This window comes from Jannaschia sp. GRR-S6-38, assembly GCF_029853695.1.
GTDB classification, from domain to species: Bacteria; Pseudomonadota; Alphaproteobacteria; order Rhodobacterales; family Rhodobacteraceae; genus Jannaschia; species Jannaschia ovalis.
The window spans coordinates 1,761,462-1,785,644 of sequence record NZ_CP122537.1 but is presented as its reverse complement, the minus strand read 5'-3'; the positions used below and the strand labels follow the sequence as shown (position 1 = coordinate 1,785,644).

Below are 24,183 nucleotides of genomic sequence, written 5' to 3'. Positions count from 1 at the left end.
GAAACGCGTCCACGACCTCAGCGATCATGCCTTCCTGCCCTGGCGGTTCTTCGGGCGGACGCGCGGGGTGACCGCGCGCGGCTAGGCGCCGTTCCTTCACGACCCCGGGGTCATCGCGACGACCGGATGACCCCAATTCGTACAAGTTCCGACCGGGAGGCCGCCATGGCCGGCAAGACGCTCTACGACAAGATCTGGGATGCCCACCTCGTGCACGAGGCCGAGGACGGCACCAGCCTGATTTATATCGATCGCCACCTCGTCCACGAGGTGACCAGCCCGCAGGCCTTCGAAGGCCTGCGCCTGGCGGGGCGCGGCGTGCACGCGCCCGACAAGACCATCGCCGTGCCCGATCACAACGTGCCGACCACGGCGGGGCGCGAAGATCCCAAGAACATGACCGAGGACAGCGCCGTGCAGGTCGCCGCGCTCGACCGCAACGCGCGCGAGTTCGGCATCCACTACTACCCGGTCAGCGACGTCCGGCAGGGCATCGTGCATATCGTCGGGCCCGAACAAGGCTGGACCCTGCCCGGCATGACCGTGGTCTGCGGCGACAGCCACACCGCGACGCATGGCGCCTTCGGTGCGCTGGCGCATGGCATCGGCACCTCCGAGGTGGAGCACGTGCTGGCCACCCAGACGCTGATCCAGAAGAAGTCGAAGAACATGAAGGTCGAGATCACGGGCCAGCTCGCGCCCGGGGTCACGGCGAAGGACATCACCCTGTCGGTGATCGGCAAGACCGGCACGGCGGGCGGCACCGGCTACGTGATCGAGTATTGCGGCGAGGCGATCCGCGCGCTGTCGATGGAAGGCCGCATGACCGTCTGCAACATGGCGATCGAGGGCGGCGCCCGCGCGGGCCTGATCGCGCCGGACCAGGCGACCTTCGACTATGTCCAGGGCCGGCCCCACGCGCCGAAGGGCGCGCAGTGGGAAGCGGCGATGAACTGGTGGAAGACGCTCCAATCCGACGACGACGCGCAGTGGGACAAGGTCGTGACCATCGCCGGCGAGGAGATCGCGCCGGTCGTCACCTGGGGCACCTCGCCCGAGGACGTGTTGCCGATCACGGCATCCGTACCGGACCCGTCCGATTTCACCGGGGGCAAGGTCGCCGCCGCGCAGCGTTCGCTCGAATATATGGGGCTGACGCCCGGCACGCCGCTGCGCAACGTCGCCATCGACACGGTCTTCATCGGCTCCTGCACCAATGGCCGGATCGAGGATCTGCGCGCCGCGGCCGCGATCCTGAAGGGCAAGAAGATCAAGGACGGGATGCGCGCCATGGTCGTGCCCGGCTCGGGCCTCGTGCGGGCGCAGGCCGAGGAGGAGGGCCTGGCCGATATCTTCAAGGCGGCGGGCTTCGAATGGCGCCTCGCCGGCTGCTCGATGTGCCTGGCGATGAATCCCGACCAGCTCCAGCCGGGCGAGCGCTGCGCCGCCACGTCGAACCGCAATTTCGAGGGCCGGCAGGGCCGCGGCGGGCGCACGCATCTGATGTCGCCCGCCATGGCCGCCGCGGCCGCCGTGACCGGCCACCTGACGGATGTACGCGACCTGATGTGACGCGGGCGCGGATGCGGAATGGGAGGGGGCGGTCCTGGCGGGCCGCCCTTTCCAGTTCATGGCGCTGAGAATTGTTCGCGTCGCGGTGTCGGCATGAAGCCCATGCCTTCAGATCGCTCTATGCCACTTCTATATCGACGAGGTGCAGATAGCAGACACAGCTCGCTTGCAAACGGCAGATTGCCCGGACCTGACGAAAGTAGGCTATCGTGAGGTCGCGTCACTTATCTCCAATTCTACCACTTCCGTGCCAATGCCGGCGTAAGCGTAAAGGGACCGTGCTAGGCGCGCTGCGCCTTTGTCGCAAGTGATAAAGATTGGACAGCGTGCGGCATTCTCGATGTGAACCCCGTCACGGAACTGTCCTAAAAAATACTGCATCCGGCTCTCGGTACTCCCTTTCTTAACGCGCCGATCCCTGACCAGCCCGCACAGGAACAGCGTGAATGCCAACCCAGCAAGTTCTCCAGTCACACGGCCCTCTGGGCGCCTCCAAAAACCTTGCGGGAAACGATCCTGAATGGCTTCCCGCTCGTTTTTTCTCAAGGCATGTAAATACGAACGAAACAGCTTCCTTGTCCGCGACTTCATCCAATTGCGCGAAGTTTGGCGGAAGGCGTTCTTTCAGCTTCATCAAGCTTTTTTCCGATTCGTTTCGGATCTGCTCGAAAGGAAGATTCTCGATAAGTGCGCACATCTCACCCCGAGCCTTGAAAAACGCGTCCTTCGCTTGCCCCCCGACTTCCGACCCGAGCAAATCCCAATCAACATCACGCCACAAATTCTGCCAAAGACACGTCATCTCTGTCGACATTTCGGCTTTCAAGCATTGCGGATCAGTCTCACCCAACCATCCAGTGGCAAAATGTAAGACATGGAGCATGCTCTCCATCAAGGACTGAGCTTGCTGGATCGCGTCCGCCGGCTCCAAAATCAACTCCCGAGCTTTACCCAGAGAAAGATTGGATTGCGCACTCGACGCATTTTGGAATTCCATTAAATACACAGGTAATTCCTCAAGGACCTCGACGAACTGCGCAGGCCCGGAAGCCGCGCGACATTCATCGACATGTGTCATTGTGTACACAAAGACAGCGTTTTTCAATTGCAGATTTTTCAATCTCCCAAACAGTGCTTCTCTTGCCCCTCTACCCCTCCGTAAATGGCTGAGTATGTTCTGGTCTAAGTAAACGGCTAAGACATTTCTGGGGACGTTCATGTTTGGAACCAACTTCGGATTAGCGAGAACTAATAGCCCTAAATATGGGATCGGCCAACGTGATACGAAAAAGAATAACGAAGCCCGCGTCTTCGCTTCGGACTGACTGCCGTCATTGCGTGCTGCCACATGAAGAGAAGTTCTTCCGCGGATCGGACATTCAGGACAGACGGCACTCAACAGTCTTTCGAACGCACTTTTCAATATCGCGTCGTCCCCGCAAGGTGGTCCGCCCGAAGACGCATCACTAAATGCCAAAGGGCGGCCTCGGCGGGCCGCCTATTGTCCTGCATGTCGCGGGTTCAGTTCGCGGCGAGGGCCTGCGGCGCGGGCAGGTCGCCCAGCATCAGGATGTCGCCCACCGCATCGCATCCCGGGACGGTCAGGGATACGGGCTGGACCTCGGTCGGGATGCCCGGCGTGGCCTGGATCGTCGTGCCGGTGACGGCTTGCCCGCAATTGGCCTGCGTCACCGGGATCTCGACCGCGATGGCGGCCGGGTTTCCAGCGGGCACGGTGTAGACTAGCGCCTGCCCAGCACCAGGCAGCGACGGGTCGCCCAACGAGATGAGGTAGCCGCCCTTGCCGGACAGGGCGCGCGTCATATCGCGCGGCGTATCCGGCGCGACATGCCCGTCCTCGCCGTATCCCGCGCCGCCTTCGAAGGCGTGCAGTTCAAACCCCGCGGGGCCCTGCCATTGCAGCGCGATGCGGCGATAGGCGCCCAGGTCCGCCATCTGCTCCAGCGCCGTAACCGGATCGCGCCCCGCGACGGCGACCGCCACGGCAGCGGCGGCGGACAGCACCGGGATTTCGAGCGCGGCGCGCCCGTCGGCGTCGAGGCGCAGCGCGAATTCGAGATCGCCCTGGATAACGTCCATCCGCGCGCCGGCATCGCAGGGCGCTTCGACATCGACCGCAAGGGTCGCGGCGGCGAGGCGGGTCGTCTGCAGCGTGACGGTGCAATCGACGGCGCTGGCGCGCAGCTCCTGCACTTCCGCGACGGGGCGGATCGGCGCGGCCGCGAGGCGCGGCATCGCGACCGGGGGTTCGGGCATGTCGGGGAGCGCTGCGAGCGCGCGGCCGCCGCTGCGGGCGGGCGCGGGCGTCGGCGCGGCGGGGGCCTCGATGGCGGTCGGCGCGCGCTCGGGCGTGCGGCCGACGAATTGCATCGAGAAGGTCCAGAGCCCGGCGAGCACGGCCAGCGCGGCGGCGGCCAGCCGGAGCTTCGGCTGCGCCGAGAGATGCGCCACCGCGGTCGCGGCGAACATCTCGACACGGCCGGGTGCGCGGGTCGGCGAGTCGCCGGCTTCGGGTTCAGCTGTGGATTGGGTCGGGTCGGTCATGTCTGCAAGCCCCGGAAAACGATCTGTTTCCACGGTAATGCAGCACGATTCGGGCGATTCCGGGACGCGGAGCTGCCGAAAGCCGGGCGCCCCGGCGCCTCAATAGGCGCCGTGGCAGTGCTTGAACTTCTTCCCCGACCCGCAGGGGCAGGGATCGTTGCGGCCGGGGTTGCCCCAGGTCGCCGGATCATCCTCGACGAAACCGGGCGCGGCGCCGTCGGCGGCGGCCACGGGCTCGGTCACGGGCTGCGGCTGGGCGGCGGCGACGGCCTGCTGCTGCGCCTTCTGCTGCGCCATCAGCTTCTCGATCATCTCGCGCCGCTCCTCCTCGGAGAGGGGCCGGATTTGCGCTAGCTTCTTCGTGACCTCGGCGCGCAGGCTGTCGAGCATGGTCTCGAAGAGCTGGAAGCCCTCGGTCTTGTACTCATTGAGCGGATCGCGCTGCGCGTAGCCGCGGAAGCCCACGACCGAGCGCAGATGCTCCAGCGTCAGAAGGTGCTCGCGCCACTTGGCGTCGATCGTCTGCAGCAGGACCTGCTTCTCGATCTGACGCATCTGGTCGGCGCCGAAGGCATCGGCCTTCTCGGCCATCAGCTTGTCGGTCGCGTCGTAGAGGCGTTCGCGCATGACCTCCTGGTCGACGCCGTCCTCCTCGGCCCATTCGGCGACCTTCGCATCGACGGCCAGCTGGTCCTGCACCGCGGCCTGCAGGCCCTCGGCATCCCACTGGTCGGCATAGGTCTTCGGCGGCAGGTACTGATCGACCAGGTCGTCGACGACCTGGTGGCGCATGTCCTGCGCGATCTCGCCGATCTCCTCGGCCTCCATGATCTCGAGCCGCTGCTCGAACACGGCCTTCCGCTGGTCGTTCATCACGTCGTCGAACTTCAGCAGCTGCTTGCGGATGTCGAAATTGCGCCCCTCGACCTTGGCCTGCGCACGCTCCAGCGACTTGTTCACCCAAGGGTGGATGATCGCCTCGCCTTCCTTCATCCCCAGCGTGCTGAGCACCTTCTCGAGACGCTCGGAGCCGAAAATCCGCATCAGGTCGTCGTCGAGCGACAGGAAGAAGACCGAGCGGCCGGGATCGCCCTGCCGGCCCGAGCGGCCGCGCAGCTGGTTGTCGATGCGGCGGCTCTCGTGGCGCTCGGTGGCCAGCACGAAGAGCCCGCCTGCGGCCAGGACCCTGTCCTTGTCGGCGGCGACCTCGGCCTCGATCCGGGCGCGGACTTCATCGGGATCGGCCTGCGGATCGGCGGCCAGCGCCTGCAGCACCCGCATCTCGACATTGCCGCCGAGCTGGATGTCGGTGCCGCGGCCGGCCATGTTGGTGGCAATGGTGATCGCGCCGGGCTTGCCCGCATCGGCGACGATCTGGGCCTCCTTCTCGTGCTGGCGGGCGTTGAGCACGTTATGCGCCAGCCCCTCCTGCTCGAGCAGCTTCGACAGCATCTCGGATTTCTCGATCGAGGTCGTGCCGACGAGGACCGGCTGGCCCTTCTCATGCGCGGTCTTGATCTCGCCGACGATGGCCGCGAACTTTTCCTGCGCGGTGCGGTAGACCTGGTCGTGCTCGTCCTCGCGGGCGATCGGCCGGTTGGTCGGCACCTCAACCACGCCGAGGCCGTAGATCGACATGAACTCCTCGGCCTCGGTGGCCGCGGTGCCGGTCATGCCGGCCAGCTTGTCGTAGAGCCGGAAGTAATTCTGGAAGGTGACCGAGGCCAGCGTCACGTTCTCGGGCTGGATCGGCACGCCCTCCTTCGCTTCGATCGCCTGGTGCAGGCCGTCCGACAGGCGGCGGCCGGGCATCATGCGGCCGGTGAACTCGTCCACCAGCACGACGTCGTCGCCCCGCACGATGTAATGCTGGTCCTTCTGGAACAGCTTGTGCGCGCGCAGGCCTTGGTTGACGTGGTGGACGATCGTCGTCGACTCGGGATCGTAGAGCGACTGGTCCTGCGGAAGGATGCCCGCCTCGTGCAGCCGGTCCTCGAGGAACTCGTTGCCCTCGTCGGTGAAGGTCACGCTGCGCTGCTTTTCGTCCAGGGTGAAGTGCTCGTCCGTGATCTCCGGGATGAAGGCGTCGATCCGGGTGTAGAGGTCGCTGCGATCCTCGGAGGGGCCCGAGATGATGAGCGGCGTCCGCGCCTCGTCGATCAGGATCGAATCGACCTCGTCCACGATCGCGAAATGGTGGCCGCGCTGCGCCATCTCCTTGCGGGAGGCGCGCATGTTGTCGCGCAGGTAGTCGAAGCCCAGCTCGTTGTTGGTGGCGTAGGTCACGTCGGCGGCGTAGCCCGCGCGCTTCTCCTCGTCGGACTGGCCGGGGACGACGACGCCGGTGGTCAGGCCGAGCGCGCCGAACACCTTGCCCATCCAGTCCGCGTCGCGGCGCACGAGGTAGTCGTTGACCGTGACGATATGCACGCCCTTGCCGGTGAGCGCGTTCAGATAGGCGGGGAAGGTGGCGACCAGGGTCTTGCCCTCGCCGGTCTTCATCTCGGCGATATTGCCCTGGTGCAGGAAGATGCCGCCCAGAAGCTGCACGTCGAAAGCCCGCAGGCCCAGTGCGCGGCGGGCCGCCTCGCGGCAATTGGCGAAGGCCTCGGGCAGAACCGCGTCCAGCGCCTCGCCACCCGCGACGCGCGCCTTCAGCGCTTCGGTCCGGGCCTTGATGTCACCGTCCGACAGCGCCTGGAACTCGGGCTCCAGCGCGTTGATCGCCTCGACGGTCTTCAGCGTCGCCTTCACCTTGCGGTCGTTCGGCGTGCCGAACACCTTCTTCGCTATCGCACCCAGTCCCAGCATGTTCGTCCTTGCCTCGTGCCCTTGCCGACCGGCAACGTGCCCCATATCAGAATGGGAAAATCAAGCGGGCGGGCACGGTGAAAATTCGCTTCCAGCGCACTTAAGACCCGCCCTGACAGGTGTCAACGAACGCACCCAGGGACGCCACATGCGAACGGCCCGCCGGGCCGGAAAGGACGACCATGAAACGACTGATGACCGGGGCCGCGACGGCTCTCGCGCTGACCGCGCCCGCGATGGCGCAGGATGCCGGCACGGTGCTGGCCACCGTCAACGGCACCGAGATCACGCTGGGCCATCTGATCGCCATGCGCGAACGGCTGCCGGCGCAATATCAGCAGCTTCCCGACGCGGCGCTCTATGAGGGAATGCTCGAGCAGCTGATCCAGCAGCAGGTTCTCGCCGACGCCGCCCGGGAAGACCTGTCGCGCGCCAACGAGATCGGGCTGGAGAACGAGGCACGCGCCTACCTGGCCGGCCGCGTGATCGACCAGGCCGCCGAGGGCGATATCAGCGATGCCGAGCTCCAGGCCGCCTATGACGCCGAATACGGCGCCACCGAGCCCGCCACCGAATACAATGCCAGCCACATCCTGGTGGAGACCGAGGCCGAGGCGCAGGCGATCCTGTCGCAACTGCAGGACGGCGCCGATTTCGCCGCCCTGGCGCGCGAGGAATCGACCGGCCCGTCGGGGCCCAATGGCGGCGAGTTGGGCTGGTTCGGCACCGGCATGATGGTGCCCGAGTTCGAGAACGCCGTGACCGCGCTCGAGCCGGGCGAGCTGGGCGGGCCCGTGCAGACGCAGTTCGGCTGGCATGTCGTGAAGCTGAACGAGACGCGCCAGCAGGCCGCGCCGGAGCTGGACCAGGTGCGCGACGCGCTGCGCCAGCAGGTCGTGTCGGACCGCGTCGACGCCACCGTCGAGGGCCTTGTCGAGGGCGCCGAGGTCGAGCGTGCGGAGATCGAGATCGATCCCGCGCTGATCCGGCAGACCGAGCTTCTGGAGTAGGTGATGGGCAAGGACGGGAAGAAGCTGAAGAAGCTCAAGAAGAAGGCCCGCAAGCTCAAGGCGCAGCTGGCCGAGCTCGAAGCGCGGGTCACCGGGCCGAAGGGCCCGCTGGTCGCGCCGCTGGCGCAGCCGCTTCCCGACCTTCCCGCCATCGACGGCGTCCGCTTCGCCACGGCGCAGGCGGGCGTCAAGTACAAGGGCCGCACCGACGTGATGCTGGCCGAGATCGCGCCCGGCGCCTCGGTGGCAGGGGTCTTCACGCGCTCCTCGACCCGGTCGGCCGCGGTGCTCGACTGCCAGGAGAAGCTGAAGGCCCGGACGGGCTCCGGCGGCTGGGCGATCCTGGTGAATTCCGGCAACGCGAATGCCTTCACCGGCGCGGCGGGCGGGCTGTCGGTCGATGCCATCGCGCAGGCCACGGGCCAGGCGCTGGGGCTGCCGGCGGCGCGGGTGCTGACCGCCTCGACCGGGGTGATCGGCCAGCCGCTGCCGCATGACCGCATCGTTGCCGCGCTCGACGGGCTGGCTGGCGGGCTGGACCCGGACGGCATGGCCGGAGCGGCGAAGGCGATCATGACCACGGACACCTTCCCCAAAGGCTGCGTCCGCACGGTCGAGATCGACGGCTTGCCGGTCACCATCGTGGGCATCGCCAAGGGGTCGGGGATGATCGCGCCCGACATGGCGACGATGCTCGCCTACATCTTCACCGACGCCAAGATCTCCGAGACGGCATTGCGGACGATGGTGAAGGACCTGACCAAATCGACCTTCAACGCGATCACCGTGGACAGCGACACCTCGACCTCGGACAGCCTGATCGTCGCCGCGACCAACCGGTCGGACCACGCGCGGATCACCTCGGCCCGCAGCACCGAGGGCCGCGATTTCAAGGCGGCGCTCGCCGACGTCATGCACGAACTCGCGCTGCAGATCGTGATGGATGGCGAGGGCGCGACCAAGCTGGTCGAAGTCCATGTCACAGGCGCCGCCAACGCGCTCGACGCCCGCCGCGTCGCCTCGGCCATCGCCAACAGCCCGCTGGTGAAGACCGCCATCGCCGGCGAGGACCCGAACTGGGGCCGCGTCGTCATGGCCGTGGGCAAGTCGGGCGCCCGGGCCGACCGCGACAAGCTGCGGATCGCCTTCGGCGACATTGTCGTGGCCGAGAATGGACAACTGGCCGAGAGCTATACCGAGGAGGCGGGCGCCTCCTACATGACGCGCGACCGGATCCTGCTGCATGTCGATCTCGGGCTGGGCGAGGCGGAGGACCGGATGTGGACCTGCGACATGACCTACCGCTACATCGAGATCAACGCGGACTACCGCTCGTGACGCAGCCCGCGCCGCCGCAGGAACGGGTGGCCGTGAAGACCGTGCTCGTCGCGGCCGTCGCGCTGATCGATCCCGACGGCCGCGTGCTGCTCGCGCAACGGCCCGCGGGCAAGTCGATGGCGGGCCTGTGGGAGTTTCCGGGCGGCAAGGTCGAGCCGGGCGAGACGCCCGAACACGCGCTGATCCGCGAATTGCACGAGGAGCTGGGCATCGACACCTGGGCCTCCTGCCTCGCGCCGCTGACCTTCGCGTCGCATGGCTACGAGAGCTTCCACCTGCTGATGCCGCTCTTCGCCTGCCGGAAATGGCAAGGACAGCCGCAGCCGCGCGAGGGACAGGCCCTGAAATGGGTCCGGGCGCGCGATCTGCGCGACTACCCGATGCCGCCGGCGGACATCCCGCTGATCCCGGTGTTGCGAGAATGGCTCTGATTCCGCAGCAAATTCAAAGCCTGCTCAGAATTAAGGCGACATTCGGACCGATCGGACCATATCTAGGCCACAATTCGGATACGGTCGGAGAGGTCGGACCATGCTGAAAACCGTGACGATCGGCAGCTGCCTGTCGATTCAGGGAATCTTCGTGCAGATGCTCACGGACGGGCTGATGCAGGTCCAGGTGGGATCGCGCATCTTCACCGGCCGCCCGATCTGACCCCGCGCGGCCGCGCGGCCGCGCTCAGATCCAGCCGGACAGGTTTTCCTTCACGATCGCGGCCAGCGCATCCATATGCGCATCGTCATCGTTGAGGCAGGGGATGTAGGTGAAGGTCTCGCCGCCCGCTTCCTCGAAGCTCTCCTTGATCTCCTCGTTGATTTCCTCGAGCGTCTCGATGCAATCCGCGGAAAAGGCGGGCGCGATCACGGCGATGTTCTTCTTGCCGTCTTCCTCGGCCAGCCGCGCGACTTCCTCGACCGTGTAGGGCTTCAGCCATTCCTCCGGGCCGAACTTGGACTGGAAGGTGGTGACGATCTTGTCCTTCTCCCAGCCCAGGCGCTCGCGCAGCAGGCGCGTCGTCTTCTGGCACTGGCAATGGTAGGGATCGCCCTCCATCAGGTAGCGCTTCGGCACGCCGTGATAGGAGCAGACGAGGATGTCCGGCTCCGTCTCCGCGTCGGCATAGGCGCGCTCGACCGACCGGGCCAGCGCGTCGATATAGCGGGGATCGTCGGAATAGGCCGGGACCGTGCGCACGGGCGGCTGCCATTTCAGGCCCATCAGCACGCGGAAGAACTGGTCGTTCGCGGTAGCCGTCGTCGCCCCGGCATATTGCGGATAGAGCGGGAAGAACACGATCTTGGTGCAGCCCGCGGCCTGCATCTGCTCGACCTTCGACTTGGTCGAGGGATTGCCGTAGCGCATGCAGTAATCGACCACGACGCGGTCGCCGAAGGCCTCCTGCATCCGTTCGGCCATCTTGGCGGTCTGGGCCTTGGTGATCGTGGCCAGCGGGCTTTCGCCCTGCGCCTCGTTCCAGATCGACTTGTAGGCCGCGCCCGAGGAGAACGGGCGCTTCGACAGGATGATCCCCTGCAGAAGCGGCTGCCAGAGCCAGGGCGAGTAGTCGATCACCCGACGGTCGCTGAGGAATTCGTTCAGGTAGCGGCGCATCGCCCAGTAGCCGTAGCCGTCCGGCGTGCCGAGATTGGCGAGCAGGACGCCGATCTTGCCCATGCGGACCTTCGGATGGTCGGCGGGGGCGTGCGGCAGCGCGGTGGCGGTCATCATGTTCATCGGTCTTCGCTCCCCAGTTCCTTCACGCCCAGCGCATCCGCCAGCCGGGCTTGCGCCGATCCCGGGCGCAGCGGCTTCGGCTGGTCTTCCGACGGGGCCCATCCGGTCAGGTAGACCGTCTGGAACGTCGCGCGGATGCCGTCCCCATCGGGGAAGGCGTCCTTATAGATTTGGTTGGCCACGCTGAAAAGATCGCGCGGCGGCGTCGATCGGTGGCGCTGCGCCAGCGCGTTGCTCTCGCCCATGGCCCGCAGGTCGCGGGCCAGATGCGGCAGGTCGCGGTAGCGCACGGCTTGCGTGGTCACGTCGGCCACGGGCAGCGCCAGCCCGGCGCGCTGCAGCAGCGCGCCCAGGTCCCGCACCTCGCCCATCGGCCCGACCCGCGGGCTGAGACCCCCGGTGACCTGCGCCTCGGCCTCGGCCAGCGCGGCGCGCAGCTCGGTCAGGGTCTCCCCGCCCAGCGTCGCGACCATCATCAACCCGTCGGGCTGCAGGGCGCGCCGGCACTGGATCAGCTGGCCCACGGGGTCGTCCGCCCAATGCAGCGCCATCGCGTGGATCACGAGATCATGCGCCTCCGGCTCCAGCGCGAGCGTGTCCGTATCGGCCACGACGCGCGCCCCCGGCCGAAACCCGGACCAGAGTTCCTGCTGGCCGGTCACGATCGCGGGCTTCGTAAAGCTTCTGTTAACGTCCTTCAGCCTCTCCTCCAGCTCGTCCATCGCCGCCTCGTGCAGAAACCATGCGGTTCCGTCGGCGCGGGCGCGGTGCAGGGCCAGGGCGTGGCGATCGGTCAGGGGCTCTCGGGACATGGCGGGGAGATAGGCGATGCCGCAAGGTTTGCAAACGCCGGGGCGGCACGCGGGACGGATCGTCGCGGGGCTGCGCGACATGCTCTATCCCAACCGCTGCCTGACCTGCGAGGCCCGGGTCGAGGATCGCGGCGGGCTCTGCCCCGATTGCTGGCGCGACACGCCCTTCATCTCGGGCGCGGCCTGCGGGCTCTGCGGCGTGCCGCTGCCCGGCGCCGATGACGGCCCGGCGCATTGCGACGAATGCCTCACCCTCGCGCGGCCCTGGGACGAGGGACGGGCCGCGCTCCGCTATGCCGGGGGCGGGCGGCGCATCGCGCTGGCCTTCAAGCATGGCGACCGGACCGAGATGGCGCCGGCGCTGGCCGCCTGGATGTATCGCCGGGCCCGCGACCTGGTCGGCCCCGAGACCGTCTTCGTCCCCGTCCCCCTGCATCGCTGGCGCCTTCTGCGGCGGCGCTACAACCAGTCGGCCCTGCTGGCCGGGGCCCTCGCCGCGCGCAGCGGCGGGACCTTCGCGCCGCTGGCGCTGGAGCGGGTGCGCCACACGCCGAGCCAGGATCATCGCGGCGTGTCCGACCGCTTCGCGAACCTGGCGGGGGCGATCCGGCTGGCCGCGGCGGCCGACCTCGCCGGACGCCACGTGGCGCTGGTCGACGACGTGATGACCTCGGGCGCGACGATGGCGGCCTGTGCCGACGCGCTGCGACGCGGCGGCGCGGCACGGATCACCGCGCTGGTCCTCGCCCGCGTTGCGAAGGACGGCTGAGACCTTATATGTCCGGTGAGAGCCCCATCAGTACGCGCCATGACCACCGTCGAAGTCTACACCCAGCCGCTTTGCGGTTTCTGCACCGCCGCGATCCGCCTGCTGAAGGCGAAGGGCGCGCAGGTCGTCGAGCACGACGTCTCGACCGCCCCGGGCAAGCGCGCCGAGATGATGCAACGCGCCAATGGCCGCCGCACCACGCCGCAGATCTTCGTGGGCGACACCCATGTCGGCGGCTGCGACGATCTCTATGCGCTGGACTCCGCGGGCAAGCTGGAACCGCTTCTCGCGACCGGATGAGGGTCGGGCTGGTCCAGCTCACCGCCTCCGACGATCCGGAGGCCAACCTGCCCGAAACGCTGGGCCATGTCGCCGAGGCCGCCCGACAGGGCGCAGGCTTCGTCCTGACCCCCGAAGTCACAAATTGCGTCTCGACCGATCGCGCGCGCCAGCGCGACGTGCTGCGCCCGGAAGCGGAGGACCCCACGCTGGCCGCGCTGCGGCAGGCCGCGCGCGCGCATGGCATCTGGCTGCTGATCGGCAGCCTGGCCCTGCGCAGCGCCGATCCGCAGGGGCGGTTCGCCAACCGGTCCTTCCTGGTGGCACCCGACGGCAGCGTCGCGGCGCGCTACGACAAGATTCACATGTTCGACGTGGCGGTCGACGCGACTGAGACCTATCGCGAATCGGCGGGTTACCGGCCCGGGGAGTGCGCGACGCTCGCGCAGACGCCCTTCGCCCCGATCGGCATGACGATCTGCTACGACATCCGCTTTCCCGCGCTCTATCGCCGCCTCGCGCAGGCCGGGGCGCAGATCCTGACCGTGCCCTCGGCCTTTTCCCCGGTCACCGGCGCCGCGCATTGGGAGGTGCTGCTGCGCGCCCGGGCGATCGAGACGGGCTGTTTCGTGCTGGCGCCGGCGCAGACCGGGTCCCATCCGGCGGCGGAAGGACGGGCACGCCGGACATGGGGCCATTCGATGGCCGTCGCACCCTGGGGCGAGGTGCTGCTCGATGCCGGGGTCGAGCCCGGCGCCTATGTCTGCGAGGTCGACCTCGAAGCGGTGGCCGCGGCGCGCGGCCGGGTGCCGTCGCTCGCGAACGAGCCGCGTTGGGAGGGACCATGAACGACGCCCGCCCCGAGACCGAAGCCCGGGAGGAAGCCGAGCGGCTGGCCGTCGCGCTCTTCTCCGAGATGCTGACCGCGGACCAACTGGTCCGCGCGCGCCTCAGCCGTGCGCTGCCCAAGGGGATGGAGCTGTCGCATTTCGTCGTGCTGAACCACCTCGCGCAGATGCAGGCCGAACGCTCGCCCGCCGAATTGGCGCGCAGCTTTCACGTCACCCGGGGCGCGATGACCAACACCCTGGCCAAGCTGGAATGGGCCGGGCATGTGCATATCCGGCCCGACTGGGACGACGCCCGGCGCAAGCGCGTCTCGATCAGCCGCGCCGGGCTGGCCGCCCGCGAGGCCGCGTTGGGCGCGATCCGGCCGATCCTGACCCGCGTCGTACGCGAAGTGGGCGCGCATCGCGCCCGCGCGGCGATCCCGGTGCTGCGCGAGATCCGGATCCGCTTCGAAGGCTCCGACGATGCCGGCTGACGGCGCGGCCTAGTCGACCCGGCGCACCATCATCTGCGTGCCCTGCATCCGCGTCTCCAGCCGCTTGATCTCGCCCACGAGGTCCGAGAGCTTGCGCTTGCCGTAGGTCCGCGTGTCGAAATCGGGCGCCTCGGCGACGATCTGGCTGCCCAGCGCGCCCAGCGCGTACCATTCGTCGTCTTGGTCCATCCGTTCCATCGCGCGCAGGATGAGCGGCAGCGCGTCCTGCGGCTGCTGCTTCCGGCTGGCCGCGCGGCCGCCGGCTTCCGGCTGCGGCTCGTCGACGATGTTCTCGATCATGATGAAGCGATTGCAGACGTTGCGCAGGCTTTCGGGGGCCTTACCCTCGCCGATGCCGATCACCTCCAGTCCCTCCTCGCGGATGCGCGAGGCGAGGCGCGTGAAGTCGCTATCCGAGGAGACCAGCACGAAGGCGTCGAAGCGCCCGGTATGCAGTACGTCCATCGCGTCGATCACCAGCCCGATATCGGAGGCGTTCTTGCCCTTGGTGTTGGCCGTCTCCTGATGCGCGACCAGCCCCAGCTCCAGCACCTTGTCGGACCAGCCCCGCAGTTGCCCCGAGGACCAGTCGCCATAGACCCGGCGCAGGCCCGGCTCGCCCAGCGAGGTGATCTCCTTCATCACCGCCTGCGCGAATTTGGCGGGGATGTTGTCGGCGTCGATGAGAACGGCGAGGAGCGGGCGGTCGCGCTGGGACATGGTCTTCCTTTCGGCTGGGCGCCGGGGGCCTGCGCCTCCGGCTCGCCGTGCAGTATGGCCGGCCGGAGGAAGATGGAACCCCGTCGTCAATAGGTGACGACGCTGCGGATGCTTTCGCCCGCATGCATCAGGTCAAACCCCTTGTTGATCTCGTCGAGCGACAGGTGATGGGTGATCATCGGATCGATCTCGATCTTGCCGTCCATGTACCAGTCGACGATCTTCGGCACGTCGGTCCGGCCGCGCGCGCCGCCGAAGGCCGTGCCGCGCCAGACGCGCCCGGTGACCAGCTGGAAGGGGCGCGTCGCGATCTCGGCGCCTGCCGGGGCCACGCCGATGATGACGCTCTCACCCCAGCCCTTATGCGCCGATTCCAGCGCGGTGCGCATCACCTGCACGTTTCCGGTCGCGTCAAACGTGTAATCCGCGCCGCCGCCGGTCAGCTCGACCAGATGCGCGACCAAGTCGCCCGCGACCTCCTTGGGGTTCACGAAATCGGTCATGCCGAACCGTTCGGCCATAGGCTTCTTATCGGGGTTCAGATCGACGCCGACGATCTGGTCGGCGCCCGCCAGACGCAGGCCCTGGATCACGTTGAGCCCGATGCCGCCCAGACCGAAGACGATGGCGGTCGAGCCGATCTCGACCTTGGCGGTGTTGATGACCGCGCCGATGCCCGTGGTCACGCCGCAGCCGATATAGCAGATCTTGTCGAACGGCGCGTCGGAGCGAACCTTGGCCAGCGCGATCTCGGGCAGGACGGTGTGGTTGGCGAAGGTCGAGCAGCCCATGTAATGCAGGATCGGATCGCCATCGAGCGTCGAGAATCGCGAGGTGCCGTCCGGCATCAGCCCCTGCCCCTGCGTGGAGCGGATCGACTGGCAGAGGTTGGTCTTGGGGTTCAGGCAGTATTCGCATTCGCGGCATTCGGGCGTGTAGAGCGGGATGACGTGATCGCCCTTCTTCAGCGAGGTCACGCCGGGGCCCACATCCACCACCACGCCCGCGCCCTCATGGCCCAGGATCGCGGGGAACAGCCCCTCCGGATCGGCGCCCGAGAGGGTGAATTCGTCGGTATGGCAGATGCCGGTGGCCTTGATCTCGACCAGCACCTCGCCCGCCTTGGGCCCCTCGAGATTGACCTCCATGATTTCGAGCGGCTTGCCCGCTTGCACGGCGACGGCGGCCTTGGTGCGCATGTGTTCCCCTCCGGTTATTGCCTGTCACGCTGGGATATCGCCCGATGGATTGCAACGAACGAGTGGAGGCACCGATGCGACACGCGATCCCCCTTCTGGTCCTTCTGGCGGCCTGCCAGTTCGAGGACGAGGCCATCGACGATCCCTGCCGCGCCCGGGAATACGGGGCGCTGGTCGGCACCAATATCGCGGCGGTCAGCCTGCCCGCCGAGCTGAACCACCGGATCGTCGGGCCCGACACGGCGGTGACGATGGATTTCATGCCCGACCGGCTGAACGTGCTGGTCGACCGGCAGGGCCGGATCTTCGGCCTGCGCTGCGGTTGATCGCGGTCAGGCCGGGACCGGGCCGCTCGCCGCCGCCATGCGCAGATGCAGCGCGGCGAGGTCGGCATCCCGACCCGCGGTCAGCGCCGCCATGACCTGGCCGTCCTTCACGTAGCGGGCCAGGAAGGGCCCGTCCTCGGGCGCGCCGTCGAACAGGATCTCGTCCCAATCCTCGGCATGGCCGAGATAGCGGTATTGCCGGGCGAGCGCCGTCCAGAAGAACGGGATGTCGGCCAGCCCGGCGGTGCCCCCCGCGATGCCGCGCGCGACGCGGGCGCCGTGCTGGCGGGCGACGCGCCAATGCTCGATCCGGGCGGCGCCGAAGGGCGTGGGCGCATGGGCGCAATCGCCCGCCACGAAGACCCCGTCGAGGCCCGGCACGGACAGATCCTCGGCCACGCGGACGCCGCCGTCCTTCTCCAGCGGAAGGCCTTCGATCGCGCCGGTCGCGGGCTTCACGCCCATCGCCAACACCACCAGATCGGCTTCGACGGGCGCGCCGCCCTTTAGTCGGATCGCCGAAACCGCCCCGTCTCCATCGAAGCCCTCGACCTCGGCCCCCGCGACGAAGCGGACGCCCGCATCCTCGTGCTCGGCCATGATCGCGCGGCCGACGCGCGTGCCCAGCACGCGCTCCAGCGGCACGTCCTCGCGCATGACGACGGTCACGTCGCAGCCCCGCTTGGCCAGGGTCAGCGCCCCCTCCATCCCGATGAAGCCGCCGCCGATCAGCGCGACGCGCTTCGCCGCGCCGGCCGCTTCCGACAACGCCTCGGCCTCCTCGACGGAGCGGAGCGTGTGGATGCCCGCCAGGTCGATGCCGGGCAGGTCGGGCCGGATCGGCTCGCCCCCGGGCGCGACCAGCAGCCGGTCGAAGGCGTGGGTGCCGCCATCGGCCAGCGTGACGCGGCCCGGCTCGACCTTCGCGATGCGACCGTCGATGCGGGCGATGTCGCGCGCGGCCAGCCCCTCGGCATCGGTCAGAACGAGGTCGGCGGCGCCCTTCTTCCCGGCCAGCGCGGCCTTGGACAGCATCGTGCGGTCATAGGGCGGCAGGGTCCCCGGCGCGATCATCTCGATCACGCCCTCGAAGCCGGACTCGCGCAGCCTGAGCGCACATTCCTCCGCCGCGGCGCCCGCGCCGGCGAGGACCACGCGGCGGGTATCGAGCCCCTGCCCGCCATGCGCGGGCGGCGCGTGGGGCACGGCGTCGGCGGGCAGCTCGACGGTCACCCGGCCATCGGCCACCGTCACCGCGAAGCGGCTGAGATCGCCATGGCCCGGCGGCTGCGCCTGGCGGCCGGTCCGCGCGTCGAAGCAGGCGTGGTGGAAGGGACAGATCAGCGCGCCGTCGCGGATCACGCCCTTGGCCAGCGGCAGGCCGTAATGCGGGCAGAGATGGCCCAGCGCGGTCACCGAATCGCCGGCGCGGATCAGGATGACATCGGCGTCCTCAGGCTTGTGCGGGACACCTTCGGGGATATCGGACAGGGCGAGTGTGATCTGCGGCATCGGGCTTCTCCTGCGGGGTTCGTCAAAGGATAGCCCCGGCGGATCGGCGGGAAAGGGGACGCGCGCGGCGGCGGGCTTGCATCGGCCGCACCCCTCCCCTATATGCGCCTCAACAGCGGCGGCCTCAGGGTCTCCACCGGGAAAGATCGACGGGCCGCGGGCCCGTTTTTTTGTGCCCGTCCGCCCCGACCAGAAACAGGAAAAACCGACCTCGCGATGTCCGACCTGATCGCCAAGACCGCGCTCGACAAGCGCCTGGCCGAAATCGTGGCCCCCGTCATCGAGGACATGGGCTACGAGCTGGTGCGCCTGCGGCTGATGTCCGGCAAGACGGCCACGCTGCAGGTGATGGCCGATCTGCCCGAGGGCGGGATCGAGGTCGACGCGCTGGCCGAGATCAGCCAGGCGCTGTCGGCGGTGCTGGATGTCGAGGACCCGATCGAGGGCGAATACACGCTCGAGGTCTCCTCGCCCGGGATCGACCGGCCGCTGACGCGGCTGAAGGATTTCGACGTCTGGGAAGGCTACGAGGCCCGCGTCGAGACCGAGGAGTTGATCGACGGTCAGCGGCGCTTCAAGGGCGCGCTGGCCGGGACCGAGGGCTCCGAGGTTCTGATCGAGATCGAGCGCGGCGGCGAGACGCTGACCATCGGGCTGCAATTCGAATGGCTGTCCGACGCCAAGCTGATCCTGACGGACGAGCTGATCCGCGACGTGCTGAACAGCCGCAAGGACAAGGGCCAGATCGACCCGGCCCAATTCGACGAAGTGACGACACTCATGGACGGTGAGGAAGACTGACATGGCCATCACATCCGCAAACCAGCTGGAGCTTCTCCAGATCGCCGACGCGGTCGCCCGCGAGAAGATGATCGACCCGGGCCTCGTGATCGAGGCCATGGAGGAGAGCCTCGCCCGCGCGGCCAAGTCGCGCTACGGCTCCGAGATGGACATTCGCGTGTCCATCGACCGCAAGACGGGCCAGGCGACCTTCACGCGCCAGCGCACCGTCACCGACGAGGACGCGATCGAGAACGAGAAGGCGCAGATCCCCGGCGACGCCGCCACGCAGGCCGTGACGCAGGCGAAGCCGGACATCTTCGTCACCCGTCGCAAGGTCACGCTCTTCGACGAGGAAGGTGAGAAGACCGGCGAGCGCGAGGTGCGCGCCTTCAACCTGCGCAAGCCCACCGAGGTGGACCGCATGAAGACCGAGGGCGTCGACCAGGATACGCCGCCGCAGGAGGGTGACATCCTGGTGGATGTCGTGCCGCCCGTCGACATGGGCCGCATCGCCGCGCAATCGGCCAAGCAGGTGATCCTGCAGAAGGTCCGGGAAGCCGAGCGCGACCGCCAGTTCGAAGAGTTCAAGGACCGCGCCGGCCAGATCATCAACGGTCTCGTCAAGCGCGAGGAATACGGCAACATCATCGTCGATATCGGCGCCGGCGAAGCCGTGCTGCGCCGCAACGACAAGATCGGCCGCGAGAGCTACCGCCCCGGCGACCGCATCCGCGTCTACATCAAGGATGTCCGCCGCGAGCCGCGCGGGCCCCAGATCTTCCTGTCGCGCACCGCGCCCGAGTTCATGGAAGAGCTGTTCAAGATGGAGGTGCCGGAGATCTATGACGGCGTCATCGAGATCAAGGCCTGCGCCCGCGATCCGGGATCGCGCGCCAAGATCGCCGTGATCTCCTACGACAGCTCGATCGACCCCGTGGGCGCCTGCGTCGGCATGCGCGGCAGCCGCGTGCAGGCCGTCGTCAACGAGCTGCAGGGCGAGAAGATCGACATCATCCCCTGGACCGACGACGCGGCGACGTTCCTCGTGAACGCGCTGCAGCCCGCCGAGGTGACCAAGGTCGTCATCGACGAGGATGCCGAGCGCATCGAGGTCGTCGTGCCCGAGGAGCAGCTGTCGCTGGCCATCGGCCGCCGCGGCCAGAACGTGCGCCTCGCGTCGCAGCTGACCGGGCTCGATATCGACATCCTGACCGAGGAAGAGGAATCGAAGCGCCGCCAGGCCGAGTTCGAGGAGCGAACCAAGCTCTTCATGGACACGCTGGATCTCGACGAGTTCTTCGCCCAGCTCCTGGTCTCCGAAGGGTTCACCAATCTCGAGGAGGTCGCCTATGTCGAGCTCGACGAGCTTTTGGTGATCGACGGCGTCGACGAGGACACCGCCAACGAGCTGCAGGCCCGTGCCCGCGACTATCTCGAGGCGCAGAACGCCAAGGCCCTGGCCGTTGCCCGCGAGAACGGACTGCAGGACGACCTGGCCAATTTCGAGGGCCTCACCCCGCAGATGCTGGAGGCGCTGTCGAAGGACGGCGTCACCTCGCTGGAGGAGTTCGCGCGCTGCGCCGATTGGGAGCTGGCCGGCGGCTGGACCGTCGTCGGCGGCGAGCGCCAGAAGGATGATGGCCTGTTGGAACCCTTCGACGTCTCGCTGGAGGAGGCGCAGGACATGATCATGACCGCCCGCGTGATGTTGGGCTGGGTCACTCCGGAGGAGGTCGTCGGCACCTCCGAGGAGGACGAGCAAGCCGCACCAGAGGAGGCCGGGGCGTGATCGCCCCGGATCGTTCCCCTGACGCGCGGCGGCAGAGACAAACAACTCGGCGAGCCTGAACGCCGCTGCATCGTGACCGGCGAGACCGGGCCCAAGGCGGGCCTGGTCCGCTTCGTCGTCGGACCCGACGACACGGTCTTCCCCGACCTCGCCGGCAAGCTGCCGGGGCGGGGTATCTACGTGACTGCCGAACGGGGGGCCTTGGAAAAGGCCGTCGCGAAGCGCATGTTCTCCAAAGGGGCCAAGAAGCAGGTGAGCGTGCCGGAGGATCTGGTCGCCACCGTCGAGGCCGGGTTGCTGCGCCGGCTCCAGGACGCGATCGCGATGGCCCGGAAAGCCGGGCAAGCGGTCTCGGGCTACGAGAAGGTCCGCACCATGCTGGACCGCGGCGAGGCGCGGGTGCTGCTGCAGGCGTCGGACGGGTCGCAGCGCGGCAAGGGCAAGCTGTCTACGCCGGAAGGCGGAAAGTGGATCGGCTTCCTGACCGCCGACGAGCTGGGACTGGCCTTCGGGCGCGACCGCACGATCCACGCCAGCGTGGCCGCTGGAACCTTGGCGCGGCGTATTGTAGAGGAAGCCGCAAGGCTTAAAGGCATCAGACACAGTGCCGACGAAACCGTCGTCGGCGAGAAGGATATCGGGAACGCATGAGCGATCAAGACGGCAAGAAACCCCTCGGCCTTTCGGGCGGCGCCCGCAGCGGGACGGTGAAGCAGAGCTTCGCCCGCGGCCGCACGAACAATGTCGTGGTGGAAACCAAGCGCAAGCGCGTGAACGTGCCGAAGCCCGGCGCGCAATCCGCCGCGGCCGTGAACGCCCAGGGCGGCAAGTCCTCGGGCACCACGACCGATGCGGAGATGGACCGCCGGCTCAAGGCCCTGCAGGCCGCCAAGGCCCGCGAGGCCGAGGATGCCGAGCGCCGCCGCCGCGAGGAAGAGCAGCGTGAAGTCGAGCGGGAACGCCGCCGCGCCGAGGCCGAGGCGAAGGAACGCGAGGAGCGCGAGCGCGAGGAGCTGCTCAAGCAGAAGGCCGAAGAGGACGAGCGCCGCCAGCGCGAGGCCCGCGAAGGCAAGGCCAAGCCGGCCGAGCCGGCCGCCCCGGCCGAGCCCGTAGCCGACGCCGCCCCGCAGCGCCAGCGCACGCACGGCGCCGATGCGCGCCCGGGCGTCAACCACGATGCCAAGCGCAAGCGCGACGACGAGGGCGGCAAGCCCAAGGGCGGCGAGCGCCGTGGCGGCAAGCTGACCGTCAACCAGGCGCTGGCCGGTGGCGAAGGCGGCCGTCAGCGCAGCCTCGCCTCGATGCGCCGCAAGCAGGAGCGTCAGCGCCGCGGCGGCGGCTCCAGCCAGCCGCAGGAAAAGGTCGTCCGCACCGTCCAGCTGCCCGAGACGATCGTCGTCTCGGAACTGGCGAACCGCATGACCGAGCGCGTGGCCTCCGTGGTCAAGGCGCTGATGCAGAACGGCATGATGGTCACGCAGAACCAGGTGATCGACGCCGACACCGCCGAGCTCATCATCGAGGAGTTCGGCCACAAGGTGCAGCGCGTCTCCGAGGCCGATGTCGAACAGGTCATCGAGACCGCCGAGGACAAGCAGGAGGATCTGGTCGATCGCGCCCCGGTCATCACGATCATGGGCCATGTCGACCACGGCAAGACCTCGCTTCTGGACGCGATCCGCAAGACCAAGGTCGTCGCGGGCGAGGCCGGGGGCATCACCCAGCATATCGGCGCCTACCAGGTCGAGACCAACGGCACGCTGCTGACCTTCCTCGACACGCCGGGCCACGCCGCCTTCACCTCGATGCGCGCCCGGGGCGCGCAGGTGACGGATATCGTGGTGCTTGTCGTGGCCGCCGATGACGCGGTCATGCCGCAGACGATCGAGGCCATCAATCACGCCAAGGCCGCCGGCGTCCCGATGATCGTGGCGATCAACAAGATCGACCTGCCCGCCGCCGACGCGAACCGCGTCCGGACCGAACTTCTGCAACACGAGGTCGTCGTGGAGGGGATGTCGGGCGAGGTGCAGGATGTCGAGGTTTCGGCGGCGACCGGCAAGGGGCTCGACCAGCTCCTCGAAGCGATCGCGCTGCAGGCCGAGATCCTGGAGCTCAAGGCCAACCCGAAGCGCGCCGCGCAAGGCGCGGTGATCGAGGCGCAGCTCGACGTGGGCCGCGGCCCGGTCGCGACCGTCCTTGTGCAGAACGGCACGCTCAAGCGAGGCGACATCTTCGTCGTGGGCGAGCAGTGGGGCAAGGTCCGTGCGCTGGTCAACGACCAGGGCGAGCGGGTGGACGAGGCCGGGCCTTCGGTTCCGGTCGAGGTACTCGGCCTCAACGGCACGCCCGAGGCGGGCGACGTCCTGAACGTCGTCGAGACCGAGGCGCAGGCCCGCGAGATCGCGGAATACCGCGAACAGGCCGCCAAGGACCGCCGCGCCGCGGCCGGCTCCGCCACGACGCTGGACCAGCTTCTGGCCAAGGCCAAGGAAGACCAGAACGTCGCCGAACTGCCGATCCTGGTGAAGGCCGACGTGCAGGGCTCCGCCGAGGCGATCATTCAGGCGATGGAGAAGATCGGCAACGACGAGGTGCGCGTCCGCGTGCTGCACTCGGGCGTCGGCGCCATCACCGAGAGCGATATCGGCCTCGCCGAAGCCTCGGGCGCGCCGGTCATTGGCTTCAACGTCCGCGCCAACGCCCCCGCGCGGGCCGCGGCGAACCAGAAAGGCGTGGAGATCCGCTACTACTCGGTGATCTACGACCTCGTGGACGACGTGAAGCAGGCGGCCTCGGGCCTTCTCTCGGCCGAGATCCGCGAGAACTTCATCGGCTATGCCGAGATTCGCGAGACCTTCCGCGTCACCGGCGTCGGCAACGTCGCGGGCTGCCTGGTCACCGAGGGCATCGCCCGACGGTCGGCCGGCGTGCGCCTGCTGCGCGACAACGTCGTGATCCACGAGGGCACGCTGAAGACGCTGAAGCGCTTCAAGGACGAGGTGAAGGAAGTCCAGTCCGGCCAGGAATGCGGCATGGCCTTCGAGAATTACGACGACATCCGCAAGGGCGACGTCATCGAGATCTTCGAGCGCGAGGAGGTCGAGCGCTCGCTCACCTGATCCCGTCTCTTACCGAACAGCGAAGGGCGCCCCGCGGGGCGCCCTTTTCCGTCGCCGCTCAGCGGGGCGGCTTGGCGGAGAAGATCGGGTGCGGTGGAGCCTTCGCCGTCTCGCCCCGCGCGGCGGCGAGGCGGGGCCGGGTTGCGGGCGCGCCGGCCTCCGCCGGTCGCTCGACCGGGTCAGTCCGCGTGGCCTGCGCCGCAAGCTGGGGGCCGCTCGCCCGACCCGCGCGCGCGATCTGCGACAGGATGCCGACGCCGCGCTGCGCGATGCGGATCAGCGCGGCGAGGCCGAGCGACAGAAGCCCGAGGAAGACCAGGGCGATGCCCGGCAGGATCGCGGTCAGCGGTGCGGAGGCGGATGGGTCCAGTAGCGCCATCGCCGCCGCCGCGAGCCCCAGGGCACAGCCGAGCAGCCCTGCAACGACCAGTGCGCCGGCCAGAAGCCCCATGACCCGGTCCCGACCGTCCTCGTCCATCGCCAGTCCTCCCGCCCCGATCATGCGCCCGCGCCGGGGC

At 68.3% G+C, this 24,183-nt stretch carries 23 protein-coding genes; 14 read left to right on the top strand and 9 right to left on the bottom strand.

Annotated features, from left to right (window positions below; translation table 11 throughout):
- Window positions 1-165 precede the first annotated feature (165 nt).
- The gene (leuC, locus tag P8627_RS09125; protein ID WP_279963790.1) at window positions 166-1,572 is read left to right on the top strand and encodes a 3-isopropylmalate dehydratase large subunit; all 1,407 of its coding nucleotides are present in this window, start codon (window positions 166-168) and stop codon (window positions 1,570-1,572) included.
- A gap of 403 nt (window positions 1,573-1,975) precedes the next feature.
- Here the strand turns inward: leuC and P8627_RS09120 are convergent, their stop codons facing one another.
- From P8627_RS09120 to secA, 3 genes are all read right to left on the bottom strand, one after another.
- Window positions 1,976-2,650 (bottom strand): hypothetical protein, encoded by a 675-nt coding sequence (locus tag P8627_RS09120; RefSeq protein ID WP_279963789.1) that lies wholly within the window; start codon window positions 2,648-2,650, stop codon window positions 1,976-1,978.
- Between the two features lie 443 nt (window positions 2,651-3,093).
- Window positions 3,094-4,137, bottom strand: coding sequence for a hypothetical protein (locus P8627_RS09115; RefSeq protein ID WP_279963788.1), 1,044 nt, complete (start codon window positions 4,135-4,137; stop codon window positions 3,094-3,096).
- 99 nt (window positions 4,138-4,236) lie between these two features.
- Window positions 4,237-6,948 carry a preprotein translocase subunit SecA gene (gene secA / locus P8627_RS09110; protein WP_279963787.1) on the bottom strand — a complete coding sequence of 904 codons (2,712 nt, stop codon included), beginning with the start codon at window positions 6,946-6,948 and terminating at the stop codon, window positions 4,237-4,239.
- 182 nt (window positions 6,949-7,130) lie between these two features.
- Between secA and P8627_RS09105 the strand changes: the two genes are divergently transcribed.
- The 4 genes from P8627_RS09105 (at window position 7,131) to P8627_RS09090 (ending at window position 9,950) form a co-directional block, all read left to right on the top strand.
- Entirely contained in the window at window positions 7,131-7,958 is an 828-nt protein-coding gene (locus P8627_RS09105) for a peptidylprolyl isomerase (protein WP_279963786.1), read from the top strand.
- A 3-nt stretch (window positions 7,959-7,961) separates the two neighbouring features.
- Window positions 7,962-9,296: a bifunctional glutamate N-acetyltransferase/amino-acid acetyltransferase ArgJ gene (argJ, locus tag P8627_RS09100; protein WP_279963785.1), complete on the top strand. Its 1,335-nt coding sequence runs from the start codon at window positions 7,962-7,964 to the stop codon at window positions 9,294-9,296.
- Window positions 9,297-9,328: 32 nt separating this feature from the next.
- Complete coding sequence (mutT, locus tag P8627_RS09095) at window positions 9,329-9,727, top strand: 8-oxo-dGTP diphosphatase MutT (RefSeq protein WP_279967438.1); 399 nt, start codon at window positions 9,329-9,331, stop codon at window positions 9,725-9,727.
- A gap of 100 nt (window positions 9,728-9,827) precedes the next feature.
- Complete coding sequence (locus P8627_RS09090) at window positions 9,828-9,950, top strand: hypothetical protein (protein WP_279963784.1); 123 nt, start codon at window positions 9,828-9,830, stop codon at window positions 9,948-9,950.
- A gap of 24 nt (window positions 9,951-9,974) precedes the next feature.
- On the opposite strand, the gene hemH is transcribed toward P8627_RS09090, so the two are convergent.
- A complete protein-coding gene (gene hemH / locus P8627_RS09085; protein ID WP_407932922.1) occupies window positions 9,975-11,030 on the bottom strand; it encodes a ferrochelatase in 1,056 nt (351 codons plus the stop codon).
- Entirely contained in the window at window positions 11,027-11,842 is an 816-nt protein-coding gene (locus P8627_RS09080; protein WP_279963783.1) for a methyltransferase domain-containing protein, read from the bottom strand. Before P8627_RS09080 ends, hemH begins: the two co-directional genes overlap by 4 nt.
- Window positions 11,843-11,858: 16 nt before the next feature.
- On the opposite strand from P8627_RS09080, the gene P8627_RS09075 reads away from it, so the two are divergent.
- Genes P8627_RS09075 through P8627_RS09060 form a run of 4 tightly spaced genes read left to right on the top strand, consistent with a single transcriptional unit; the run spans window position 11,859 to window position 14,214 of the window.
- Window positions 11,859-12,611: a ComF family protein gene (locus P8627_RS09075; RefSeq protein ID WP_279963782.1), complete on the top strand. Its 753-nt coding sequence runs from the start codon at window positions 11,859-11,861 to the stop codon at window positions 12,609-12,611.
- A 39-nt stretch (window positions 12,612-12,650) separates the two neighbouring features.
- Complete coding sequence (gene grxC / locus P8627_RS09070) at window positions 12,651-12,911, top strand: glutaredoxin 3 (protein ID WP_279963781.1); 261 nt, start codon at window positions 12,651-12,653, stop codon at window positions 12,909-12,911.
- A complete protein-coding gene (locus tag P8627_RS09065) occupies window positions 12,908-13,738 on the top strand; it encodes a carbon-nitrogen hydrolase family protein (protein WP_279963780.1) in 831 nt (276 codons plus the stop codon). Before grxC ends, P8627_RS09065 begins: the two co-directional genes overlap by 4 nt.
- Window positions 13,735-14,214 (top strand): MarR family winged helix-turn-helix transcriptional regulator, encoded by a 480-nt coding sequence (locus P8627_RS09060; RefSeq protein ID WP_279963779.1) that lies wholly within the window; start codon window positions 13,735-13,737, stop codon window positions 14,212-14,214. The genes P8627_RS09065 and P8627_RS09060 overlap by 4 nt, the downstream gene beginning before the upstream one ends.
- 9 nt (window positions 14,215-14,223) lie before the next feature.
- Here the strand turns inward: P8627_RS09060 and P8627_RS09055 are convergent, their stop codons facing one another.
- Together P8627_RS09055 and P8627_RS09050 are read right to left on the bottom strand one after the other, a co-directional pair.
- On the bottom strand, window positions 14,224-14,934 hold the full coding sequence (locus P8627_RS09055; RefSeq protein WP_279963778.1) for an NYN domain-containing protein: 711 nt from the start codon (window positions 14,932-14,934) through the stop codon (window positions 14,224-14,226).
- Between the two features lie 86 nt (window positions 14,935-15,020).
- Window positions 15,021-16,133, bottom strand: coding sequence for an S-(hydroxymethyl)glutathione dehydrogenase/class III alcohol dehydrogenase (locus P8627_RS09050; RefSeq protein WP_279963777.1), 1,113 nt, complete (start codon window positions 16,131-16,133; stop codon window positions 15,021-15,023).
- A gap of 74 nt (window positions 16,134-16,207) precedes the next feature.
- Here P8627_RS09050 and P8627_RS09045 point away from each other — a divergent pair, with 74 nt between their 5' ends.
- Window positions 16,208-16,459 (top strand): I78 family peptidase inhibitor, encoded by a 252-nt coding sequence (locus P8627_RS09045; RefSeq protein ID WP_279963776.1) that lies wholly within the window; start codon window positions 16,208-16,210, stop codon window positions 16,457-16,459.
- Window positions 16,460-16,465: 6 nt separating this feature from the next.
- Here the strand turns inward: P8627_RS09045 and P8627_RS09040 are convergent, their stop codons facing one another.
- On the bottom strand, window positions 16,466-17,971 hold the full coding sequence (locus P8627_RS09040) for an FAD-dependent oxidoreductase (protein WP_279963775.1): 1,506 nt from the start codon (window positions 17,969-17,971) through the stop codon (window positions 16,466-16,468).
- Window positions 17,972-18,187: 216 nt separating this feature from the next.
- Here P8627_RS09040 and rimP point away from each other — a divergent pair, with 216 nt between their 5' ends.
- The 4 genes from rimP to infB are packed head-to-tail and all read left to right on the top strand — an operon-like array spanning window position 18,188 to window position 23,665.
- A complete protein-coding gene (rimP, locus tag P8627_RS09035; RefSeq protein ID WP_279963774.1) occupies window positions 18,188-18,772 on the top strand; it encodes a ribosome maturation factor RimP in 585 nt (194 codons plus the stop codon).
- 1 nt (window position 18,773) lies between these two features.
- On the top strand, window positions 18,774-20,543 hold the full coding sequence (gene nusA, locus P8627_RS09030; RefSeq protein WP_279963773.1) for a transcription termination factor NusA: 1,770 nt from the start codon (window positions 18,774-18,776) through the stop codon (window positions 20,541-20,543).
- A gap of 18 nt (window positions 20,544-20,561) precedes the next feature.
- A complete protein-coding gene (locus tag P8627_RS09025) occupies window positions 20,562-21,194 on the top strand; it encodes an RNA-binding protein (protein ID WP_279967436.1) in 633 nt (210 codons plus the stop codon).
- Window positions 21,191-23,665, top strand: coding sequence for a translation initiation factor IF-2 (gene infB / locus P8627_RS09020; RefSeq protein ID WP_279963772.1), 2,475 nt, complete (start codon window positions 21,191-21,193; stop codon window positions 23,663-23,665). Before P8627_RS09025 ends, infB begins: the two co-directional genes overlap by 4 nt.
- A 58-nt stretch (window positions 23,666-23,723) precedes the next feature.
- Here the strand turns inward: infB and P8627_RS09015 are convergent, their stop codons facing one another.
- Window positions 23,724-24,143, bottom strand: coding sequence for a hypothetical protein (locus tag P8627_RS09015; protein ID WP_279963771.1), 420 nt, complete (start codon window positions 24,141-24,143; stop codon window positions 23,724-23,726).
- Between the last annotated feature and the right edge of the window lie 40 nt (window positions 24,144-24,183).

What these genes read in the sequence shown, in the direction of transcription:
- leuC (WP_279963790.1), top strand. Translation starts at nt 166, where the DNA reads ATGGCCGGCAAGACGCTCTACGACAAGATCTGGGATGCCCACCTCGTG.
- P8627_RS09120 (WP_279963789.1), bottom strand. Translation starts at nt 2,650, where the DNA reads ATGACACATGTCGATGAATGTCGCGCGGCTTCCGGGCCTGCGCAGTTC.
- P8627_RS09115 (WP_279963788.1), bottom strand. Translation starts at nt 4,137, where the DNA reads ATGACCGACCCGACCCAATCCACAGCTGAACCCGAAGCCGGCGACTCG.
- secA (WP_279963787.1), bottom strand. Translation starts at nt 6,948, where the DNA reads ATGCTGGGACTGGGTGCGATAGCGAAGAAGGTGTTCGGCACGCCGAAC.
- P8627_RS09105 (WP_279963786.1), top strand. Translation starts at nt 7,131, where the DNA reads ATGAAACGACTGATGACCGGGGCCGCGACGGCTCTCGCGCTGACCGCG.
- argJ (WP_279963785.1), top strand. Translation starts at nt 7,962, where the DNA reads ATGGGCAAGGACGGGAAGAAGCTGAAGAAGCTCAAGAAGAAGGCCCGC.
- P8627_RS09090 (WP_279963784.1), top strand. Translation starts at nt 9,828, where the DNA reads ATGCTGAAAACCGTGACGATCGGCAGCTGCCTGTCGATTCAGGGAATC.
- hemH (WP_407932922.1), bottom strand. Translation starts at nt 11,030, where the DNA reads ATGAACATGATGACCGCCACCGCGCTGCCGCACGCCCCCGCCGACCAT.
- P8627_RS09080 (WP_279963783.1), bottom strand. Translation starts at nt 11,842, where the DNA reads ATGTCCCGAGAGCCCCTGACCGATCGCCACGCCCTGGCCCTGCACCGC.
- P8627_RS09075 (WP_279963782.1), top strand. Translation starts at nt 11,859, where the DNA reads ATGCCGCAAGGTTTGCAAACGCCGGGGCGGCACGCGGGACGGATCGTC.
- grxC (WP_279963781.1), top strand. Translation starts at nt 12,651, where the DNA reads ATGACCACCGTCGAAGTCTACACCCAGCCGCTTTGCGGTTTCTGCACC.
- P8627_RS09065 (WP_279963780.1), top strand. Translation starts at nt 12,908, where the DNA reads ATGAGGGTCGGGCTGGTCCAGCTCACCGCCTCCGACGATCCGGAGGCC.
- P8627_RS09060 (WP_279963779.1), top strand. Translation starts at nt 13,735, where the DNA reads ATGAACGACGCCCGCCCCGAGACCGAAGCCCGGGAGGAAGCCGAGCGG.
- P8627_RS09055 (WP_279963778.1), bottom strand. Translation starts at nt 14,934, where the DNA reads ATGTCCCAGCGCGACCGCCCGCTCCTCGCCGTTCTCATCGACGCCGAC.
- P8627_RS09050 (WP_279963777.1), bottom strand. Translation starts at nt 16,133, where the DNA reads ATGCGCACCAAGGCCGCCGTCGCCGTGCAAGCGGGCAAGCCGCTCGAA.
- P8627_RS09045 (WP_279963776.1), top strand. Translation starts at nt 16,208, where the DNA reads ATGCGACACGCGATCCCCCTTCTGGTCCTTCTGGCGGCCTGCCAGTTC.
- P8627_RS09040 (WP_279963775.1), bottom strand. Translation starts at nt 17,971, where the DNA reads ATGCCGCAGATCACACTCGCCCTGTCCGATATCCCCGAAGGTGTCCCG.
- rimP (WP_279963774.1), top strand. Translation starts at nt 18,188, where the DNA reads ATGTCCGACCTGATCGCCAAGACCGCGCTCGACAAGCGCCTGGCCGAA.
- nusA (WP_279963773.1), top strand. Translation starts at nt 18,774, where the DNA reads ATGGCCATCACATCCGCAAACCAGCTGGAGCTTCTCCAGATCGCCGAC.
- infB (WP_279963772.1), top strand. Translation starts at nt 21,191, where the DNA reads ATGAGCGATCAAGACGGCAAGAAACCCCTCGGCCTTTCGGGCGGCGCC.
- P8627_RS09015 (WP_279963771.1), bottom strand. Translation starts at nt 24,143, where the DNA reads ATGGACGAGGACGGTCGGGACCGGGTCATGGGGCTTCTGGCCGGCGCA.